The sequence below is a fragment of the Promicromonospora noduliphila genome (assembly GCF_056951025.1).
The window spans coordinates 3,139,775-3,159,745 of record NZ_CM167806.1; the positions used below are offsets into that span (position 1 = coordinate 3,139,775).

The window sequence follows — 19,971 nt, forward strand, 5'->3', positions numbered from 1 at the left end:
CCGGCCCGTCCGGGGCCGCCGTCGGACCAGCTGGGCCCAGGGGCGCCGCTAGGCCGGTCCGGTCACCCCGCCGGGGTGACCGGACCGCAGGTCCAGGAGGAGAACACCAGGTCGGTCTGCACGCGGCCCACCTCGCCGCGGGCCGTGAGGTCGAGCACCAGGCGCTGCAGCTCGTCGGTGTCGGTGCAGGCCACGTGGACCAGGAAGTCGTCGGGGCCCGACACGTGGTGCACGGCGCGCGTCTGCGGGAGCTTGCGCACCCAGTCGACGAACGGTCCCAGCAGCGGCCGCGAGTGGGTGGTGAGGCGCACCATCAGCATGGCCTGCAGCCCGCGTCCGACGGCGGCCGGGTCGATCTCGGCCCGGTACCCGCGGATCACCCCGGTGCTCTGCAGCCGCTGCACGCGCGCCAGGCAGGTCGACGGCGCGATGCCGACCCGCTGCGCGAGCGTCTTGTTGGAGAGGCGCCCGTCGTTCTGCAGCTCCTCCAGGAGCGCGCGGTCGACCGAATCCAGGATCACGTTCTGGGCCATGGCCCGAATTTCTAGCACGCCGGGCCACCGGGCGCCGTCGGTGGTGCCGATAGTCCCTCATGAGCATGCATTCCTGGACCACGCGCGCCGTCCACGCCGGCAAGGACGACCTGGCCGCCCTGGGGCTGCACGCCCCGCCGATCGACCTGTCCACCACCTACCCGTCGCACGACGTCGTCGCGGAGGCCGCGCGCCTGGACGAGTTCGCGGCGGGGCACGACGACGGCGGCCCGCCGGTGTACGGCCGCGTCGCCAACCCGACGGTGCGCCGGTTCGAGGATGCGCTCGCCGAGCTGGAGGGAGCCGAGGCGGCGGTCGCGTTCGCGAGCGGCATGGCGGCGCTGTCCGCGTGCCTGCTGGCCCAGGTCGCGGCGGGGAAGCCGCACGTCGTCGGCGTGCGGCCGCTGTACGGAACCACGGACCACCTGCTCGACTCCGGCCTGCTCGGCACCTCGGTGACGTGGGCGTCGCCGGACGACGCGCCGTCGGCCATCACGGGACGGACCGGGCTGGTGGTCGTCGAGAGCCCGGCCAACCCGACGCTGGACGAGGTGGACCTGCGCGCACTGACCGACGCCTGCGCGCCCGTGCCCGTGCTGGTGGACAACACGTTCGCCACGCCGGTGCTGCAGCGCCCGCTGACGCTCGGCGCGGGCCTGGTGCTGCACAGCGCCACGAAGTACCTGGGCGGGCACGGCGACGTGATGGGCGGCATCGTCGCGTGCGACGAGGGTCTCGCCCGGTCGCTGCGGCAGGTCCGGTTCGTCACGGGCGGCATGCTGCACCCGATAGCGGGCTACGAGCTGCTCAGGGGCCTGGCGACGCTCCCGGTGCGCGTGCGGGCGGCGTCGGCCACGGCGGCGGAGCTGGCGCGCCGCCTTACGGAGCATCCGCGGGTGACCCGGGTGCACTACCCGCGCATCGGCGGGGCGATGGTCTCGTTCGAGACCTCGGTCGACCCCGTGGCCCTGGTCGGCGCCGTGCGGCTCATCACGCCGGCGGTGAGCCTGGGCAGCGTGGACAGCCTGATCCAGCACCCCGCGTCCCTGACCCACCGGATCATGGACGAGGTCGCCCGCAAGGATGCGGGCATCTCGCCGGAGCTGGTGCGCCTATCCGTGGGCCTGGAGGACGTCGAGGACCTCTGGGCCGACCTGGACCGGGCGATCGGCCAGGCCGGTTGATCGGCCGGGACCGCGCTGTGCGGCCCGGGGATCGCGCGGACGCGGCGCCGGCGTGGTGCACGCGGCTTGCGTCCCGGCGGCCGCACCAGCGCGGCGGACGGCGTGGTGCGGCGGGCGGCGTCCGCCTACCGTGATGCCATGACCAGTACCCCCTACGACCAGGAAGACCTGGTCGCGTTCCTCGTCGGCTACGGTGTCGCGCTCGGGTCGGGCGATCTGGACGCGATAGCCGACGGCCTCGCCTACCCGTCGGTGGTGGTGGAGGCGGAGCGGTCCCTCGTGGTGCCCGACGCCGAGGCCGCGCGCGACGCGCTCGGCAGCATGCTCACCGCCTACCGGGAGCAGGGGCTGGTCGCCGCCGTGCCGGAGGTGCGCGCCGTCGAGCAGGTGGGTGACGCGCTGCTGTGGGTCGACGTGCGCTGGAGCTACAAGGACGAGAACGCCTCGGAGGCGGCCGCGGACCGGGCCCGCTACCTGCTCCGGCGGGGCCGGGACACGTTCGAGCTGTGCGTGGTCGTGCCGGTCGCGGAGTAAGACCCTGCTGTGCAGGGCCTCGCTGTGTCGGTCCGGACCCCGCCGTTGGTCTGCTCCAGGTGGTCGGTAATCCGTCAGGTGATCGGTAGTCCGGAATACCGACCACCTGACGGATTACCGACCACCCTGCACTCGCAGAGGCCGCGCTTGGCACACTTTTTCTACGCTCCCGTCAGAACCGCTTGCCCTTACGCCCACGCTGTGGCATAATATAAGTATCCACTTATAGAAGGAGTCACCATGCCCACGATCGTCGACCCTGCCGCCACCGCCGGTCTCGTGACCCGCGAGGTCCGCGACAGCAGCCGCGACGGCACCCCGACCAAGATCGCCGTCGCCCGCCGCACGTACGCCACCGAGCCCACCGACCTCTGGGACGCCCTCACCTCACCCGAACGCCTCCCCCGCTGGTTCATGCCCATCAGCGGCGACCTCACGGTCGGCGGCCGCTACCAGCTCGAGGGCCACGCCGGCGGCGTGGTCGAGCGCTGCGCGGCGCCGGAGAGCTTCGCCGTGACGTGGGAGTCCGGCGGCAGCGTCTCGTGGGTAGCGGTCTCCCTCGTCCCCGCCGACGGCGGCACCACCCTCGAGCTGGTGCACGAGGCCCCCGTGGACCCCGACTTCTGGGAGCAGTACGGCCCGGGCGCCGTCGGCGTCGGCTGGGACCTCAGCCTCATGGGGCTCGACCTGCACCTCGCTTCCGGCGCCAGCCTGGACCCGGCTGAGGTCGAGGCGTGGTCCATCTCCCCCGAGGGCGTCGAGTTCGCCCGGGTCGCGAGCACGAGCTGGGCCGACGCCGCCGTCGCCGCCGGGGAGGACGCCGACCGGGCCCGCGCGGCCGGTGAGCGCACCCTCGCGTTCTACACCACGCCGCCGGAGTCCTGAGTGCGGCCGGCCGCTGCGGCCGCGGACGGCGGGCGGGGGCTGGACGGTGGGGCCGGGCCGGACGGCACGGGCAGACCGGGCGGCGGCGGGCGCGGACCGAACGACAGTGTGCGCGAGCCAGATCCCGGTACGAGCGGGCCGAACTACGGCGGGCGCGAGCCGGGCGGCAAGTCCGTCGAGCGGCCCGACTCGGCGCCGGACGGCGTGTTCGAGGCGCTCGGCGACCCGGTCCGGCGTCGGCTGCTGGAGCTGCTGGTCCCGGGTGAGCAGCCCGCCGGCGCCCTGGTCACCGCGCTGCAGGCCCGGGTGCGCATCACCCAGCCGGCGGTCTCGCAGCACCTGAAGGTGCTGCGGGACGCCGGCCTGGTGCGGGTGCGCGCGGAGGGCACGCGCCGGCTGTACGCCGTCGACGACGCGGGGACGGCCGCCGCACGCGCCTGGCTCGCCCGGTTCGAGGACACGTTCGCCCAGCCGCTCGACGCCCTGGCGACGGAGCTGGCCCGCGGGCGCCGCGAACGCCGTCGGGCAGCCGGACGCGACGCGGCCACCCACGACGAGGCCGCGGGCTGATCAAGCCGGGCTCGATCCCCTTCGAGACCGAGGTTCCTTGGCTTTTGGAGCGTCCCAAAGCGAAGGAACCTCGGTCCCGAAGGGATCAGAGCTCACGTGAGCTGACCCGCACGAGGCACCGGGCACGAGCGTCGCCGTCGCGCCGGGCCCGGTGCGGTCAGTAGCGCTTGGGGAGCTTCAGGTGGCGCTCCGCCATGATCGTGCGGAGCAGGTCCGGGCGGTCGGTGATGATGCCGTCCACGCCGATGCCCATCAGGGACTCGATGGTGGCGCGGTCGTCGATGGTCCACGGGATCACGGTCATGCCCGCACGGTGCGCGGCCCGGACGAGCTCCGGCGTGGTGAACGGGACGTAGCCCGGATCGTTCACGCCGCCGCCCTGGGGGTCGCCGTGCACGGGCGAGACGGCGTCGGCGCCGAACGAGGCGGTGGCGGCGACGAACTTCTGCTGGATCGAGCCGGGGAAGTCGTCGATGTCCAGGCCACCGAGCCACGGCGATGCGCCGGCCACGCCGACCTGGAGGAACTGCTGGCCGTTGGTCAGTGCCACCAACGGGAACCGGGGCTCGACCTCGCTCATCCGCATCAGGGCGCCCCAGTCGAAGCTCTGGATGGTGACCTGGTCGACCAGGCCGGCCTTGCGCACCTCCCGCGCGACGACCTGCACGAACTGCTCGCGCGGCGCCGTCTGCTCGGGGGCTCCGGCCTCGACCTTTGTCTCGATGTTGAGCGTGACCTGGTGCGCCCGGTGCCGGTTCACCAGCCGCAGCACCTCGGACAGCAGCGGCATGCGCTCGCCCGGGTGCAGCTCCTGCTCGGGGAACTGTGGCTGGCGCAGCGAGCCGCAGTCGATCGTGCGGACCTGCGCGAGCGTGAGGTCCTTGATGTACGTCCTGTTGGGGACGTACGGGAACTCGGGGTCGCCGGGGAACGCGGGCTCGGTGTCGACGCACTTGGCCGGGTTCGGGTCGCGGTCGTGGGTCACGACGGCGTACCCGTCCTGCGTGATCTGCACGTCGAGCTCGAGCGTGCTGACCCCGAGCGCAAGGGCGTTGTCGAAGGCCGGCAGCGTGTTCTCGACGGTGAGCGCGACGCCGCCGCGGTGCGCCTGGAGGTCGAAGGTGCGGTGGTGACCGGCCGTCCGAGCGCCCTCGGCGTCGTCCGGGGTCTGCAGCGCGGAGGCGGGCGCTGCGCCGAGGGCGAGCGCGCTCGCGAGGGTCACGGCGATGGCTGTGGTGGTACGGCGTTGCTGGGTGGTCCTCATGGGTCCGAGCGTGGTCACGCACCGTGGCCGCGGCGTGACCCGGCGTCGTCAGCGGGGCGACGTCCGGGTGAACGGAGGGCGCCGGCGCTCCGTCCGGGCAGGACGGCCGGGCCGGGTAGGACGGCGGGGCGGGCAGGACGGCGGGGCGGGCAGGACGGCGGACGTGTCCTCACGCAGCTCCGTTGCTCTGCGTGGACGATGTCTACACCGAGCAACGCACCTCCGCGACGCGCTCGTCCCCGCCAACCGCATGGCGGTCGCGAAGCATACGAATCGGCAGGTAGGGGTACGGTTCTCGGGTGGCTCATCTGGAGTGGGAGATCAAGGCAAGCCTGCTGATGTACGTGATGGGGGCGCCGGGCGGCCGCATCGTGCAGGACGACGCCGTCGGCGGCAGCGGTGCCTCGTTCCACTTCCCGCTCGACCCGGAACGCAGCCCAGATCCCTCAGCCGACGCCGCCCAGTTCGCGTTCACGGGTTCCGTGGTCTTCATCGGGCACTTCGGCTCGTTCGTCGGCGAGATCGCCGACATCGAGGTCGTCTCCCCCGCCGACGGTGCTCTCGACTGGACCCTGTCCATCCGGGACCGCGACGCCGACGTGCGGACCGTCGCGTTCCGCCTGGTCGGTGCGCCCGAGCGGTCCGACGACGGCCGCCGTCTGACCTGGCAGCAGGTCGAGCTGACGGAGGACGGCGCGAAGCTCTGGGGCGGCAACTACCCGGTGGGCACGGCGTTCGAGCCGGTGTCGATCGACCTGTCCTGACGCGCCCTGGACTTTCCTCGGACGGGGACGACGCCGCTGGTAGGTTCTCGGTATGACGTCACCAGCGCCAGGCGTCGGCGAGGTCACACCAGAGGCCGTCGGCCCCGATCCGGTCCCGTCAGCCGATCCTGAGCCCGCGGCCGCGGCCACTCCGCCGTCGGCTCCGGAACTCCTCGCGGCGGTACCTCCGCCGCCTTCTCCGGAACTCACGGAGGCAGCAACTCCACCACCTCCAGAACCCCCGGCGGCAGCAGCCCCGCCGTCCGAACCTGCGGAGGCGGCAGCCCCGCCCTCTCCTGAACTCCAGGAGGCTGCACCCCCTCCGGAGCCCGAGCCCGCGCGGGCCGCAGCACTCCCGGTCCGCCCGGTCCGGCGGATCCCCGCCAGTGGGGAGCGCCTGGGCCGGTTCACGCTCGCCGAGGCGCTGGGCCACGGCGGTTTCGCGCACGTGTACCGGGCACAGGCCGACGACGGCGCCGAGGTGGCCCTCAAGGTCCTGACCGGTCTGCACGAGGACGCCCGCGAGCGCTTCGTCCAGGAGGCGGACCTGCTGGAGCGCCTGGAGGGCCGGGGCTTCCCGTACTTCGTCGAGGCCGACCTGGACGCGACCCAGCCCTGGTTCGCGATGGAGCTCGTGCCGGGCACCACGCTGCGGGACCGGGTGCGTGAGGAGGGGCCCCTGTCCGGGCGCGAGGCGCTGCGCCTCGCCGAGCAGGTCGTGGACGCGCTGCTCGTGCTGCAGGAGCAGCGCTGCCTGCACCGCGACCTCAAGCCGGCCAACATCATGGTCGACGGCGACCGCGCGGTGCTCATCGACCTGGGCATCGCAAAGGTCTTCGACGCCGCGACGTCGACGCAGCCGGCCGGGACCTTCTCCTACATGGCCCCCGAGCTGTTCGGACGCCGGGTGCATCCGCGTTCCGACGTCTACAGCCTCGGGCTGCTGCTCGTGTACGCGAGCACGGGCTCGCTGCCGCTGGACCTGAACTTCCTGGGCCGGGACCTGGTGGCCACCGACCTCGTGGACGAGGAGCCCGCCCACCTCGCCCCGGACGAGGACCCACTACCGGAGCCGCCGTCCATCGACCGGCACGTGCAGTCGCTGGTGCTCGCCATGACCCGGTACCAGCCCAACCACCGGCCGCCGCTGGAGAACATCGCGAGCGTGGTGCGCGCCCGCCTCGCGAGCACGACGCCCGACCCCACGCTGCTGCTCACCTCGCAGCTCCTCAGCGACGGCGTGACGGAGGCCGAGGCGGCGGCGCTCCCCGCGACCGACCTGCTGCCGGGCCCGGGCCTGCGGTCGACCAGGGTGTTCCCTCGGGACCCGTCGGACGAGGTCACGCCCGCCCGCACGCCGGAGCCCTGGCACGCCCTCGTGTACGACCGCGCGCTCATGAGCGTCCTGGCCGAGGTGCACGCGGACGGTTTCGACGGCGCCGCTGAGGAGGTGGTCGCGGACCACGTCGCGGAGCTCGGCGCGCACGTCGCCGGCGGCGCCACCCCGGCCGAGATCAAGGACTGGATCTGGCAGGCGATGCGCTGGCGGGTCACGTCCCCCGCCGACGGCCACGCGGACACGCTGCGCGGCTGGCGCGCCTTCCGCAACCCGGAGCCCGCCCCGGCGAAGGCGGCACCGGGCGGCGCCGGACCGAAGTCCGTGCCACCGGCCCCCGCCTCGTCGGCGCCGGCCACGCCGCCGTCCGCCCCGCCGCCGTCGGCCGCCGCGACGCAGGTCGTGCTCAAGGCCGTTCCGCGGCCGCAGTCCTACGAGCCGCGCAAGAGCCCCGTCAAGCATCTCGGCCCGACGCCGCCGCAGGCGCGGCCGAACCCGTCCGTGCGCGACACCCGGCCGATGCCGCCGGTGCGGCCGCCCGTCGCGCGGCAGGCCCCCGCGAGCCGGCCGCCGAGCGTGCAGCCGGGCAGGCAGCCGGCGCTGCCGCCACAGCCTGCGGCCCGCCCCGCCGTCCCGCCGCGCAGGAGGCCGTGGCCGGTGCGCCTGCTCGGCGCCCTGCTGCGCTGGGTTCCCCGGCTGCTGCTCCTGGGCGCGGTGTACCTGCTGGTCACGCGGGACTCCCAGGCGGGTGACCCGGTCCTCGCCGCGCCCGCCCTCGCCGTCGCCGCGCTCGGGCTGGCCGTGCTCCTGCGCATCTTCGGGCACGCCATGTGGCTCTGGGTCTACGTGGTCTCCGCGCTGCTCATCGGCGCGGGCGCGGTGGCGCTGCGCCTGACCGGCGCCACCCTGCTGAACCTGGGCTGAGCCGTCATCCCCGAAGGTGACCGCTGACCACAGGTCCCCTAGCGGAAGTCTCGGGAGCGGGCCGGTACCGCCAGGGACAGCGGGGAGAGGTGCTCCGCCAGGAGGTTGACGGCGTTGTCCGCCGACTCGATCCGCCCGCGCACCACCATGGCCGACGCCGACCGCGCCACCTTCCGGAACCGCTGCCACAGCCCGACGGTGCAGATCACGTTGAGCAGCCCCGTCTCGTCCTCCAGGGACAGGAAGGTCACGCCCCCCGCCGTCCCCGGCCGCTGCCGGTGCGTCACCACCCCGCCGACGGCGACCCGGCGACCCGCCTCGGTCACGAGCGCCTGCGCCACGGTGAGCACCCCCGCCGCCGTCAGCCCCGGCCGCACGTGCTGCGTCGGGTAGGAGTCGGGCGTGATGCCCGTGGCCCACGCGTCGGCCTGGGACAGCTCGACCTCGGTCATCCCCGGCAGCACCGGGGCGTCGACGCCGACGCTGACGCCGGGCAGCGTCGTCGGCCCCTCCTGGCCCAGCGCGCCCGCCGCCCACAGGCCCTCCCGGCGCTCGACGCCGAGCGACTCCAGCGCGCCGGCCGTCGCGAGCGCCTCGAGCTGCGCCGTCGACAGCTCGACCCGGCGCACGAGGTCCCGCAGCGATCCGAACCCCGCCGGGCCGGCGGCGGCACGGGCCGTGACGATCTCCTCGGCCTTGTCCTTGCCGATGCCTCGCACGGACTCCAGTCCCATGCGGACCGCGAGCGCCGGGTCGGCCCGGACGAGCCGCGCCACGGAAGGGACCACCTCGGTCGAAGGACCGGCAGGGGCGCCGTCGGCCGAGCCGCCGCCAGCGCCGTCGGCCCGGTCGTCGCCGTCCGCCTGGTCGCCGCCGTCAGTCAGGTCGCCGCCGTCGGCCAGGCTGTCACTGTCGGCCAGGCTGTCATCGGACGACGGCGCGCCCGGGGCGCCGTCGGCGGGGACCCGCTCCACGCTCGCCAGCACGCGCGACGCCGTCACCGAGGGCCGCAGCACGCGCACCCCGTGCCTGCGCGCGTCGGCGACCAGGGACTGCGGTGAGTAGAACCCCATGGGCTGTGCCGCGAGCAGGCCCGCGTAGAACGCGGCGGGGTGGTAGACCTTGAGCCACGAGCTCGCGTACACCAGGTAGGCGAAGGAGTAGGCGTGCGACTCGGGAAAGCCGAAGTCGGCGAAGGCCCTGAGCTTCTCGTAGATCTCGTCCTGCTTGTCGGACGGGATCTTGTTCTTGGCCATCCCCGCGTAGAACCGCCCGCGCAGCGCCTCCATGCGCTCGGCCGACCGCTTGGATCCCATGGCGCGCCGTAGCTGGTCGGACTCCTTGGGCGTGAACCCGGCGACGTCGATCGCCATCTGCATGAGCTGCTCCTGGAACAGCGGCACGCCCTTGGTGCGCGACAGAGACCTCTCCAGCAACGGGTGCAGGTACTCCACGTCCTGGCGATCCCGCGCCCGCTCGATGTACGGATGCACCGACCCGCCCTGGATGGGCCCGGGCCGGATGAGCGCGACCTCCACGACGATGTCGTAGAACTTCTTCGGCCGCAGCCGCGGCAGGGTCGCCATCTGGGCGCGCGACTCCACCTGGAACACGCCGACGGTGTCGGCGGCGCACAGCAGCTTGTAGACCTCGGGGTCGTCGTCGTCCAGGCTGTGCAGCTCGAAGCGCTCCCCGGTGTGCTCCTCGATGAACTCGAACGCGTACCGGATAGCGGTCAGCATGCCCAGGCCCAGCAGGTCGAACTTCACCAGGCCCGCGTCCGCGCAGTCCTCCTTGTCCCACTGCAGCACCGTGCGGCCCTCCATGCGGGCCCACTCCACCGGCACCACCTCGATCACCGGACGGTCGCACATCACCATCCCGCCCGAGTGGATGCCCAGGTGCCGGGGCAGGCGGAGCATCCGGTCGGCGAGGTCGAGCACGTCGTCGGGGATCTCCCCCTCCTCGGCGGCCGACGGCGGCGTCCGGAACGGCACGACGTCGTGGGCGTCGTCGGCGCGGGTCGGCCGCGGCTCCCCCTGGACGCGCTGGTCCTCGGCGAGCACGTCGAGGAAGATCCCGGGTCTGTCGTCGTTCGCGCGCCCCACGCTCGTGTGCCCGACGTGCGGCCGCGCCTCCCGCGGGCCCCACAGCGCCGCGAGCCGGGCATCCTTGGCGGCGGTCTTGTTCGGCAGTCTCGGTGGCGTGTCCGACGGCGCCGTCGGCCCGTCTGCCGCTGTCTCACCTGCCGTCGACCCACCCACCGCGGCATCGCCCGACGCCGTATCGCTTGCCGTCTGCCCGCCCGGGCTGCCCGCCGTCATACCGCCCACCGCTGGGCTCCCCGCTTCCCCATTGACCGGCATGCCGCCCGACGCCGCCGGGGTCTCCCTCGGCTTCAGCGATCCCCAGCGCTCGATCGACTTGGACCACGCGTCCTGCTGCCCGATGTCGTAGCCGAGCGCGCGGGCGGCGTCGCGCACCGCGGACCGCGGGCGGTAGGAGATGACGTTCGCGACCTGCGCCGCGTGCGTGCGCCCGAACTTGTCGTAGACGTACTGGATCACCTCCTCGCGGCGTACCGACTCGATGTCGATGTCGATGTCCGGCGGGCCGTCTCGCTCCGGCGCTAGGAACCGTTCGAACAGCAGGTCATGCTTGACGGCGTCCACCGCGGTGATGCCGAGGGCGTAGCAGACCGCCGAGTTGGCGGCGCTGCCCCGCCCCTGCGCGAGGATCCCCTGCTTGCGGCAGAACCTCACCAGGTCGTAGACCACCAGGAAGTACCCGGGGAATTCCAGGTCGATGATGATGTCCAGCTCCCGGTCGATCTGGTCCCAGGCCTTCTTGTTGCTCTCCCGAAGGCCGTAGCGTCCGGTCGCGCACAGGTAGGTGAGCTCGCGCAGCCAGGTCTTCTCGTTGTGTCCCTCGGGGACGGGATACGGCGGCAGCTCCGGCTTGATGAGCTTCAGGTCGAACGCGCACTCCTCCCCCAGCGCGGCCGCCGTCGGCACGGCCTGCGGGTGGCGGTGGTGCAGGCGCGCCATCTCGGCGCCGCCGCGCAGGTGGGCGGTGGGCGCGCCGGGCAGCCAGCCGTCCAGGTCGTCCAGGCTCGACCGGGCCCGGACGGCGGCCAGCGCCCCGGCCAGGTCGCTGTCCCGGGGGTGCGCGTAGTGCGCTGCGGTGGTCGCGACCAGCGGCAGGCGTGCGTCGGCGGCCAGCAGCGCGAGCGCGTCGTGCAGGTCGGCGTCGCGCGGGTCGCCGGTCGCGGTGATCTCGACGGCGACGTTGTCCCGCCCGAAGGTGTCCGTCAGCAGGTCCAGCTCCCGCCGCGCGGCAGCGAGCCGGTCGGTACGGTTCTGCCCGACGCCGACGTCCTGCCCGGCCACGCCGCCTCGCCCGCCGGCCGCACCGGAGCCGGACACGAGCGCCCGCCGGACCGCGCCCTTGCGGCACCCGGTGAGCACGAGCCACTCGCCGCCCGACGCCTCGCCCAGCCCCTCCATCGTGTACTGCGCCGCGCCCTTGACCTCGGTCTTGAGGTGGGCGGTGGCGATGGCGCTCGACAGGTTGCGGTACCCCTGCGGGCTGCGCGCCAGGACGAGCAGGTGCGTGGCGCGCGGGTCGGGGATCCCCGTGGGCGGATCGAGCACGGGAACGCCCCGGACACCGGCCGAGCCGGGCCGGGCGGCTGGACCGTGCCCGCCTGAACCGTGCCCGGCCGAACCGTACTCGGCCGGGCCCGCCGAGGGCACCGGCAGGTGCAGCTCGGCCCCGAACGCGGTCTTGAGCACCGTCCCGACTTCCTTCAGCCGCTTCGCGGCCTCCGCGAACCGCACCACCCCGTACAGGCCGTCGTGGTCGGTGAGGGCGAGCGCCTTGAGCCCCAGGCGCGCGGCCTCCTCGACAAGTTCCTCGGGGTGCGAGGCGCCGTCGAGAAAGCTGAACGCGGAGTGGGCGTGCAGCTCGGCGTACGGGACGACCTGGTCACGCCGTCCTCGCGGCGTACGCCTATCCACGGCCCGCTCCGGTGAAAGTCGGCACTCCCCTGCGGAGTCGGCACTTGGCATCGAGATCGGTCCAGCGCTGAGCCGATCTCGATGCCAAGTGCCGACTTCGTGCTGCAAACTGCCGACGTCGGGGCGCCAGCCCAGGAAGTTGCCGGCCTGCCGAGCGCGACTCAGTCATAGAGCGCCTCCAGTGCCCATTCCCCGGTCGACGACGACAGCAGCAGCCCCACGTCACCGGGGAGATCGGTCACCACCTGGAAGAACACGCGGCGCTTGCCCCGGGGGGTCCACCACCGCTCGGCGACGGGCCACGGGCCCGCCCAGTCGACGACTGCGGCGTCGAGGCCGGGCCACGCGTCGCCGCCAGTTCCACCGCCCCGGCCATCGCCGGCACGTCCACCGCCAGCATGACCACCACCTCGTGCGCCGTCCGCTCCACCACCTCCCGCATGACCACCGCTGTCCGCACGACCGTCACCTCCCGCACGACCGCCACCACCTCCCATGCGACCACCACCGCCCTCCGCACCGTCCCCCGGCACCACCACCCGGGCGGGCTCACCGCTGACCGCCAGCCGCACGTCGACGACGACGGGGCGCCCGGCGGCATCGAGCACGTGCGCCGGTACGGGTTCGGGCAGCACGACCGACGGCGCCGGGGGCGGCAGGGCGCCGGGCCAGGGCCGGTCCGGCTCGCGCTCGGGCGGGACGTGCTCGCCGTAGGGCACGAGCTGGACGCGGTCGCGAGGGTCGCGCCCGCCCTGGAGGCGGACGGTGAGCACGGCGTCGCCCCCGAGCAGGGCCTGCACCCGCTCGACGGCGCGGCGGGCGCGCAGGTCCTCGCCCGCACCCGGTCCCCAGAGGCGCGGCTGCAGGGCCCCCGCGGGGGCCACCTCCTCCGCGGCCAGGGTCAGGCCCGCGATCGGCGCGGGCGCCGCACCCTCCCCGAGCGACGACGCCGTCAGCCAGCCCTCGAGCTGCCAGCGCACCCGGTCGGTGATCCGGGCGGCCGACAGCCCGCCGAGCGCGTCGTCGGTGCGCCACAGCCGTTCCAGGGTCCTGGCCTCGCCCGTGACCGGGTCGACGGCGCGCGCCGTGATCCGCAGCCGACCGCACGCCACGCCGCGCCGGTGCAGGTCGTCGTGCAGGCGCTCGGCCAGGCGGCGGGCGGCGAAGGTCGCGACGTCGACCCGGTGCGCCGGCGGGTCCAGCTCCTCGGTGACGGTCAGGTCCTCGGCGAGCCGGCGCCGGGCCGGGGGCCGCACGTCCTGCCCGCGCGCGAGGCGCTGCGCCCAGACGCCGAGGTCGCCGAACCGGGCGGCGACGGCGTCGTCCGGCAGGGCCGCCAGGTCGGCCAGCGTCCGCACGCCGAGGCGGCGCCACAGGTCGACCAGCTCGGCCAGGGCCCGGTCGGCGGGGCGGGCGTGCACGAGCACGGCCGCCGGCCGCGGCGCGAGATAGTCCCGCGAGAGGCCCGGCGGCACGACGGCGTCGTCGCGGGCCGCGAGGACCGCCGCCAGGTAGCCGTCGGCGACCCCGACCTGGCACTCGTGACCGGTCCGGACGGCGACCTGCTCGGTCAGCTCGCGCGCGAGGTCGTGCTCGGAGCCGTGGTACCGGGCCGCACCGCCCGACGGCAGCAGGAGCAGGCCGGGGCGGGCGATCTCCAGCCCGGAGACCACGGTCTCGGCTGCCACGGCGACGGGCTCGAACTCGCGGGCGTCGCGGGCGTCGTCGGCGGCCCAGAGCTGCAGGTCGGGACAGCGCCCCTGGGCCTCGCGCCGGCGCATCCCGCGGCGCACCCCTGCGCTGCGCGCGGGCGCGGACACCGCGACGATCCGCCCGCCTGGACCGCCCGTGACGGCGGCGGGCACCTCCGGGCCCAGGCCGGCGACGACCAGCGCCGCGACGACCGGCCAGTCGGGCACCCAGAGGCAGGCGGTGCGCGTGGTCGTGTCGGCCGCGGCGAGCGCGGCGGGGACGGCGCCGCCCGTGCGGGCGGTCATCCGACGAGCTCCAGCCGCGGCCGGGCAGAGGCTTCGCCTGGGTCCGCGTCTTCACGTACGAGGCTCGGCCCTCCGGCGAGGTTCGTGCTCCCAGGCTTCCCGCCGGCGAGGTCCGCGCCCATGGTGGTCGCCCGGCACACCGGCACCTCCACGTCCAGGTGCAGAGGCCGCGCCGCGTTGCCCCGCCCGGTGCGCCGCACCCGCAGGGTCCGACGCCGCAGCCAGCCCGCGCCGCGTTCGACTCCCGCCCAGGTCCCGGCGGTGGCCTCCAGCACCACCTGGGCGCCGGGCCAACCGCCCGCGCCAGCACTCGCGCCACCACCAGCACCGCGCGCGCCACCACCGCCGGTACCGCCCACGCCGTCGAGCGGTGACCCCGCCGCCACCAGCACGGTCCCCCGCTCGCGGGCGCGTGCCGTGAGCCGGCGCCGGTCGTGCCCCAGCAGCGCAGCCCCCGGCCCGACCACCACCACGTCCATACCGTCGATCAGCGCCGCGAGCACGGCTGGCGCATCCACGGCCGACCCGCTCAACGGCACCACCAGCGTGCGCGACAGGTCGCACCCGGCGTCGGCCGCCGCGGCCAGCCCCGCGGCCGGGAACCCGACCAGCACGGTCCAGGCCCCGGCGCGGGACGCCTCGGCGAGCAGGGTGAGCAGGAGCGACGTCGAGCCCCTGACCACCACGGCGGTGCCGGCGCGCAGGCCGCCGTCGGGCAGGAGGGCCGCGAGGTGCGGGTGGACGGGCAGCACACGCGCGCCCTCGTCCGGGCCGCTCTCCGGCGCCGGCCGGGTCGCGACCACAGCCGCAGGCACGACCGCAGCCGCAGCCGCGGACTCAGGCGACGCAGCCGCAGACTCAGGGGCGGACTCAGCGATGGGCACCGCCGCCGGCCTGCTCCGCAACGCCCGGACCTGCACCGGCGCGACCGTCGCCCGCTTGCGCACGCCGGTGCGCGCCTCGGCGGACCGCAGGGCCGCGAGCGCCTGTGCGTGCCTCGGGTCGACGGTGGTCTCGGTGCTGGTCGGCGAGGGAGTGGGTGCGACGGTCATGTCCCTCCAGCGATGGTGCCTGCCGGCGAGACCGGTTGGAGCGTTGCGAACATATGTTCGATCAAATCCAGTACACACCGCACGACGGTGCCTGTCAAACCTCCTGCTCGCAGCGTCGGCACGGTCCGGGAACCAACGCCTCGCGGGGGTGTGTTGCCGTGTGTAGACGTCGTACACGCACAGCAACACACCCCCGCGAGGCACTTTCTCCGGGACACCCTCGCCGCCGAGATCACACCCTCTCGGGTCACGTCGCCGGGACCACATCCCCGGATCACGCCACCGAGATCACGCCTCCGGCACGTAGACGGACAGCGTGTGCGCCACCAGGGCCGGCCGCTCCGAACCCTCGATCTCGACGGTGACCTTCGAGGCGAGACGCACGCCGGTCGACGTCGGCTCGGCGGACAGGAGCTCGGTGACGGCGCGCACGCGCGAACCAGCGGGCACCGGGGCGAGGAACCGCACCCGGTCCATGCCGTAGTTCACCACCATGCTGGCGCCACCCACCTCGACGAGGGCTGACGCCAGGCGCGGCAGCAGCGACAGGGTGAGGTACCCGTGCGCGATCCTGACGCCGAACGGACCGGCGGCCGCCCGCTCGGCGTCCACGTGGATCCACTGGTGGTCCTCCGTGGCGTCGGCGAACGCGTCGATCCGCTCCTGCGTCACCTCGAACCACTCGCCGGTCGCGGTCCGGCCGACGGCGTCCGCGAGCGCCGCGGGCGAGCCAACGGCGATGACCCGGCTCACGCCTTCGGCCCACCCGCCACGTACAGCACCTGGCCGGACACGAAGCCCGACTGCTCGGAGCAGAAGAACGACACGGCGTTGGCGATGTCCTCGGGCTGGCCCACGCGGCCCACCGGGACGTCCTGCGCGGCGGTGCCGAGGTAGTCGGCGAAGGTCATGCCGATGCGCTCGGCGGTCTCGGCGATCATGTCGGTCTCGATCACCCCGGGGGCGACGGCGTTCGCGGTGACGCCGAACTTGCCGAGCTCGATGGCCAGGGTCTTGGTGAAGCCCTGCATGCCCGCCTTGGCGGCCGAGTAGTTGACCTGACCGCGGTTGCCGAGCGCCGAGGTGGAGGAGAGGTTCACGATGCGGCCGAACCGCGCCTCCACCATGTGCGCCTGCACGGCCCTGGTCATGAGGAACGCGCCCCGCAGGTGCACGCTCAGCACGGCGTCCCAGTCGGCGGCGGACATCCTGAACAGCAGGTTGTCGCGCAGGATGCCCGCGTTGTTCACCAGCACGGTGGGCGCGCCCAGCTCGGCGGCCACACGGTCGACGGCGGCGCCGACCGACTCCTCCGAGGCGACGTCGACGCCCACGGCGAGCGCGCGGCCGCCGTCGGCCGTTATGGCCTCCGCTGTGGCCGTGGCCTGGTCCTCCAACAGGTCCAGGACGGCGACGGCGTAGCCGTCCTGCGCGAGCCGGCGGGCGGTGGCGGCGCCGATGCCGCGGGCCGCGCCGGTGACGATCGCTGTGCGGGTCATGAGGTTTCCTTTCGGTACGGATGATCGGCATCATTCTGCATCTTGTTGCACCGGGTACTCGGGTAGCGGTTGGATGACCCGCATGATGACGACGTCGGGCATCGCGACCGTCGGACTGGAAGCGGCGCCGAGCCGTCTCTCCGTGCGGCTGGCGACGCACCCGGAGGCGCGGCACGTCCTCGACCTGGCGCGCAGCACCTTCATCGAGGGCTACCGCATCGACATGGCACCGCTGGCCGCGCAGCTCGGCGTCGACCGGACGTCGGTGTTCCGCTGGGTCGGCAACCGGGACGCGCTGCTGTCCGAGGTGCTGTGGTCGCTCGCCGTGCCGACGCTGGTGCAGGCCGAGCGCGCGTCCGAGCACCTCACCGGCGCCGAACGGGTGGCGGACCTGCTGACCGCGTTCACGCGCGACCTCATCGTCGCCGACTACTTCCGCGCGTTCCTGCGCCGCGAGCCCGCCCGCTCCCTGCGCCTGCTCACCACCGCGGAGAGCCCGATCCAGCGCCGCTTCGTCGCCACCGTCGAGTGGCTCGTGACGCGCGAGCTGGGCGACGCGCCGTTCGGCGGCACCATCCCGCCGGGCGAGCTCGCCTACCTGCTGGTGCGGGTCTCGGAGTCGCTCACCTACGCCGACCTCATCACCGGCGACGAGCCGAGCCCCGCGCGGGCGCGCACCGCGTTCCGCCACCTGCTCCGGGTCGGCACTGGCACCTGACCCGGCGATTCGGCAGAGTGGGGCGCATGGATTTCACTCGCCCCTACCCGCCGGACCCGTACACGCTGCTGCCGGCTCCCGCGACGTTCTCGCTCACGAGCACCGACCTGACCGACGGCGAGCGCATGCCCGACGCGCACGCCGCGCACGACCAGAACATCTCCCCCGCCCTGGCCTGGAGCGGGTTCCCCGAGGAGACCAAGTCGTTCGTGGTGACCTGCTACGACCCCGACGCGCCGACGCCCATGGGGTACCACCACTGGACGGTCGTCGACCTGCCCGCCTCCGTGACGTCGCTCGACACCGGTGCGGGCGCCCCCGACGGCGCCGGCCTGCCCGCCGGGGCGTTCCACACGCACACCGACGGACACACCCCCGGCTTCGAGGGCGCGGGCCCGCCGCCCGGCGACCACCCGCACCGGTACATCTTCGCCGTGCACGCCCTCGACGTCGCACCCGGTGAGCTCGGGCTCGGCCCGGACAACACCAACGCGCAGGTGGCGTTCAACGTCTACTTCCACCTGCTGGGCCGCGCCACGCTCACGGCGACGTACAGCCGATGAGCGAGAACACGACCGAGCCGCGTCAGCTCTCCGCGCGGCCCTTGCGCCAGTAGCCCATGAACGCGACCGACTTGCGGTCCACCTGGCACTCGTTCACGAGGTAGCGGCGCAGCGTCTTGATCACGCCCGCCTCGCCCGCCAGCCACGCGTACAGCACCGTGTCCTGCGCCAGAGGGCGGCCCGCCTCGTCGACCGGCACCTCCCAGAGGATCTCCTCGTCGACGTCGACGTCGTGCGCCTCGGCCGACAGGTCCACGCCTGCGGCGGTGAGGGCGGGCGCGGTGTCCGACGACGGCCGCACGCCCATCGCGAGCAGCCGGTCCGCCGCGGCCTGCACGGCCGGGACCAGCACGTCGCCGTGCTCGCGCCCGTCGCGGGCCAGCCAGTGCACCCGCACGCCGTCGGGCGCCGTGAGCGGCCAGCCGTCCTCGGGGTGCGGCACCTCGAGGAAGACCTCGCCCACCGCGTCGCCGGGCAGGGACTCGCAGATCGCCGCGATGGCCGGGACGGCGGTCTCGTCACCGGCCAGCAGCAGCGCGTGGCTGGACGCCGGCGGGGCGAACTCGACACCGCCGTGCACGCCGTCGTACTCCGCGTTGGGGCCCATGATGACCAGCGGGTCGCCCGCCGCCGCCGTCAGCGCCCAGCGCGACGCGGGGCCGGAGTCGCCGTGCATGACGACGTCCACGTCGACCTCGCGCATCTCCTGGCGCACCGTGCGGACCGTGTAGGTGCGCATCGGGTTGCGGTGCTCGTCGGGGAGCGAGCGCCAGGCGGCGTACCAGTCGGGGTCGTCGCGGCGCAGGGCGTCCCAGCCACCCTGGGGCGACGGGAGGAGCAGCTTGATGCGCTGGTCGCGGCCGTTGTCCGCGAACTTGTCCAGGTCCGGACCCGTGAAGGTGAAGCGAACGAAGGACGGGCACAGGCGCGTCACGCGCGCGACCTGGACATCGAACATTCGCGAGGGCTTGACGTCGAGCCCCTCGGTCTTGGTGGTCACGACGGTGAGCCTAACCTAACTTTGCCGGGCCTGTTCCACCTCGCCCGAACGGTGGAAAGCGGCGCCGGAGCGGCCCGGCAGGGAACCGGAAACGGAGCGGAAACGGACCGTTCCGGAAGTCAAAAGATCACCCCTTCGCACCTACAATTAACCCGGTACAAAGAGTGCATCTCACCCGGCAAACCCCTTTACTTGTCATCGATCGAGCCCCGTCATCGATCGAGTGTTCCGACGTACTCGCTGGAGAGCCCCCATGATTGACCACTTCGCGCTCGGCTGGGTCACCCCCATCCTCTCGTTCGTGCTCTCGTGCGCCGGGTGCGCCGTCGGCCTGACCTGCACCGCCCGGGCACGCGTCGCGCGCGGCTTCGCCAGCACCGGTTGGCTCCTGCTCGGCGCGATCTCCATCGGCGGCACGGGCATCTGGGTCATGCACTTCGTCGCGATGCTCGGGTTCCACATCCGCGGCACCGAGACGCGCTTCGACGTCCCGCTGACCATCGCGAGCGGCGTGCTCGCCATCGTCGTCGTCGGCCTCGGCCTGTTCATCGTGCGGGCGGCCGGGGTCGGGCCCTTCGCACTGCTGGCGGGCGGCATCGTCACCGGCCTCGGCATCGCCGCCATGCACTACCTCGGCATGCGGGCGCTGCACGTGGGCGTCGAGATCACCTACGACGCGCTCACCGTGGTCATGTCGGTGGTCATCGCCGTCGTCGCGGCGACGGCGGGCCTGTGGCTCTCCGCCAAGGTGCACAACCTCGCCGCGGGCGCCGGCGCCACGCTGATCATGGGCATCGCCGTGTCCGGCATGCACTACACCGCCATGGCGGCCATGCGGGCGCACCCCACCGACGAGCTCATCCCCTCGACCGACGCAGGCATCAGCGTCGCGGCGCTCCTCGGCCCGCTCATCATCGGCGTGACCGTGAGCACCATCCTGATGCTCCTGGTCGTCGGCCTGGCGCCGAGCGCGCAGGAGATGGAGGCGCAGCAGAAGTTCGAGGGCTGGCAGGGCCGACAGGAGCAGAGCTGGCAGGAGCAGGCACGGCACGCCGACGCCGCGCCCCGCCGCCGGTCCCAGCTCCGCTAGGCCCCCACGACGTCACCCGGGCCCGACGCCGTCAGCGTC

At 73.9% G+C, this 19,971-nt stretch carries 17 protein-coding genes; 9 read left to right on the top strand and 8 right to left on the bottom strand.

The features are described 5' to 3' along the window. Window positions 1–62 precede the first annotated feature (62 nt). Complete coding sequence (locus AC0QU1_RS13745; RefSeq protein WP_483569934.1) at window positions 63–533, bottom strand: Lrp/AsnC family transcriptional regulator; 471 nt, start codon at window positions 531–533, stop codon at window positions 63–65. 59 nt (window positions 534–592) lie between these two features. Here AC0QU1_RS13745 and AC0QU1_RS13750 point away from each other — a divergent pair, with 59 nt between their 5' ends. The 4 genes from AC0QU1_RS13750 (at window position 593) to AC0QU1_RS13765 (ending at window position 3,706) form a co-directional block, all read left to right on the top strand. Beyond that, window positions 593–1,717: a trans-sulfuration enzyme family protein gene (locus tag AC0QU1_RS13750; protein WP_483569936.1), complete on the top strand. Its 1,125-nt coding sequence runs from the start codon at window positions 593–595 to the stop codon at window positions 1,715–1,717. A gap of 138 nt (window positions 1,718–1,855) precedes the next feature. Further along, entirely contained in the window at window positions 1,856–2,251 is a 396-nt protein-coding gene (locus AC0QU1_RS13755; protein ID WP_483569938.1) for a DUF6841 family protein, read from the top strand. A gap of 240 nt (window positions 2,252–2,491) precedes the next feature. Beyond that, a complete protein-coding gene (locus tag AC0QU1_RS13760) occupies window positions 2,492–3,136 on the top strand; it encodes an SRPBCC family protein (RefSeq protein ID WP_483569940.1) in 645 nt (214 codons plus the stop codon). Continuing rightward, window positions 3,137–3,706, top strand: a complete 570-nt coding sequence (locus AC0QU1_RS13765; protein ID WP_483569942.1) for an ArsR/SmtB family transcription factor — start codon at window positions 3,137–3,139, stop codon at window positions 3,704–3,706. Between the two features lie 157 nt (window positions 3,707–3,863). Here the strand turns inward: AC0QU1_RS13765 and AC0QU1_RS13770 are convergent, their stop codons facing one another. After that, window positions 3,864–4,970 carry a glycerophosphodiester phosphodiesterase family protein gene (locus tag AC0QU1_RS13770; protein WP_483569944.1) on the bottom strand — a complete coding sequence of 369 codons (1,107 nt, stop codon included), beginning with the start codon at window positions 4,968–4,970 and terminating at the stop codon, window positions 3,864–3,866. Window positions 4,971–5,269: 299 nt separating this feature from the next. On the opposite strand from AC0QU1_RS13770, the gene AC0QU1_RS13775 reads away from it, so the two are divergent. Both AC0QU1_RS13775 and AC0QU1_RS13780 read left to right on the top strand, forming a co-directional pair. Next, a complete protein-coding gene (locus tag AC0QU1_RS13775) occupies window positions 5,270–5,734 on the top strand; it encodes an HtaA domain-containing protein (RefSeq protein ID WP_483569946.1) in 465 nt (154 codons plus the stop codon). 52 nt (window positions 5,735–5,786) lie between these two features. Continuing rightward, a complete protein-coding gene (locus AC0QU1_RS13780) occupies window positions 5,787–7,994 on the top strand; it encodes a serine/threonine-protein kinase (RefSeq protein WP_483569948.1) in 2,208 nt (735 codons plus the stop codon). 38 nt (window positions 7,995–8,032) lie between these two features. On the opposite strand, the gene AC0QU1_RS13785 is transcribed toward AC0QU1_RS13780, so the two are convergent. The 5 genes from AC0QU1_RS13785 to fabG all read right to left on the bottom strand — a co-directional run bounded on the left by AC0QU1_RS13785 (window position 8,033) and on the right by fabG (window position 16,561). Then, window positions 8,033–12,013 carry a PHP domain-containing protein gene (locus tag AC0QU1_RS13785; protein WP_483569950.1) on the bottom strand — a complete coding sequence of 1,327 codons (3,981 nt, stop codon included), beginning with the start codon at window positions 12,011–12,013 and terminating at the stop codon, window positions 8,033–8,035. 161 nt (window positions 12,014–12,174) lie between these two features. Continuing rightward, window positions 12,175–14,010, bottom strand: a complete 1,836-nt coding sequence (locus AC0QU1_RS13790; protein WP_483569952.1) for a DNA polymerase Y family protein — start codon at window positions 14,008–14,010, stop codon at window positions 12,175–12,177. Beyond that, window positions 14,007–15,062 (bottom strand): DnaE2-dependent mutagenesis accessory factor ImuA', encoded by a 1,056-nt coding sequence (locus AC0QU1_RS13795; RefSeq protein WP_483569954.1) that lies wholly within the window; start codon window positions 15,060–15,062, stop codon window positions 14,007–14,009. Before AC0QU1_RS13795 ends, AC0QU1_RS13790 begins: the two co-directional genes overlap by 4 nt. A 288-nt stretch (window positions 15,063–15,350) precedes the next feature. After that, on the bottom strand, window positions 15,351–15,815 hold the full coding sequence (locus tag AC0QU1_RS13800; RefSeq protein WP_483569956.1) for a MaoC family dehydratase: 465 nt from the start codon (window positions 15,813–15,815) through the stop codon (window positions 15,351–15,353). Then, a complete protein-coding gene (fabG, locus tag AC0QU1_RS13805) occupies window positions 15,812–16,561 on the bottom strand; it encodes a 3-oxoacyl-ACP reductase FabG (RefSeq protein WP_483569958.1) in 750 nt (249 codons plus the stop codon). The genes AC0QU1_RS13800 and fabG overlap by 4 nt, the downstream gene beginning before the upstream one ends. Before the next feature lie 73 nt (window positions 16,562–16,634). Here fabG and AC0QU1_RS13810 point away from each other — a divergent pair, with 73 nt between their 5' ends. Both AC0QU1_RS13810 and AC0QU1_RS13815 read left to right on the top strand, forming a co-directional pair. Then, complete coding sequence (locus tag AC0QU1_RS13810; RefSeq protein WP_483616216.1) at window positions 16,635–17,279, top strand: QsdR family transcriptional regulator; 645 nt, start codon at window positions 16,635–16,637, stop codon at window positions 17,277–17,279. A gap of 26 nt (window positions 17,280–17,305) precedes the next feature. Further along, on the top strand, window positions 17,306–17,842 hold the full coding sequence (locus AC0QU1_RS13815; RefSeq protein WP_483569962.1) for a YbhB/YbcL family Raf kinase inhibitor-like protein: 537 nt from the start codon (window positions 17,306–17,308) through the stop codon (window positions 17,840–17,842). A 22-nt stretch (window positions 17,843–17,864) separates the two neighbouring features. Here AC0QU1_RS13815 and AC0QU1_RS13820 read toward each other — a convergent pair whose 3' ends face one another. Beyond that, entirely contained in the window at window positions 17,865–18,842 is a 978-nt protein-coding gene (locus AC0QU1_RS13820) for a siderophore-interacting protein (RefSeq protein ID WP_483569964.1), read from the bottom strand. Window positions 18,843–19,095: 253 nt separating this feature from the next. Here AC0QU1_RS13820 and AC0QU1_RS13825 point away from each other — a divergent pair, with 253 nt between their 5' ends. Continuing rightward, window positions 19,096–19,932: an MHYT domain-containing protein gene (locus tag AC0QU1_RS13825; protein WP_483569966.1), complete on the top strand. Its 837-nt coding sequence runs from the start codon at window positions 19,096–19,098 to the stop codon at window positions 19,930–19,932. The last annotated feature ends 39 nt before the right edge of the window (window positions 19,933–19,971 follow it).